Here is a 335-nt window from a genome sequence, read left to right as displayed (position 1 = left end):
TGGGTGGAGCGTTTTAGGCCTGTTAGGCTTGTGGATTTGGTTGATCAGGAGGGTGTTAAGGTTGGTTTGCTTGAGTTTGTTAGGCGTGGTGACTTGCCTCACCTGCTCTTCTATGGTCCTCCTGGTGTTGGTAAGACTACCGCTGCCCTTGCTCTTGCTAGGGAGTTTTACGGTGATGCGTGGCGTTCTAATGTTCTTGAGCTTAATGCCAGTGATGAGAGGGGTATTGATGTTATTAGGGAGAAGGTTAAGGAGTTCGCTAGGACAGTGGCCACAGGCCCAGTACCATTCAAACTAGTCATCCTAGATGAGGCTGATAACATGACTAGTGATGC

1 protein-coding gene is annotated in these 335 nt (G+C 49.0%); it reads left to right on the top strand.

Translation table 11 applies throughout. The features are described 5' to 3' along the window. Positions 1 to 335: AAA family ATPase (locus tag AAX04_RS11555; protein WP_238377886.1), on the top strand; the 335-nt coding region annotated here is incomplete at both ends.

Origin of the sequence: Caldivirga sp. MU80 (assembly GCF_001663375.1) — an archaeon.
Taxonomy (GTDB): Archaea; Thermoproteota; Thermoprotei; order Thermoproteales; family Thermocladiaceae; genus Caldivirga.
Note: the sequence above shows the minus strand (reverse complement) of the source record. Positions and strands in the feature narration are given on the sequence as shown.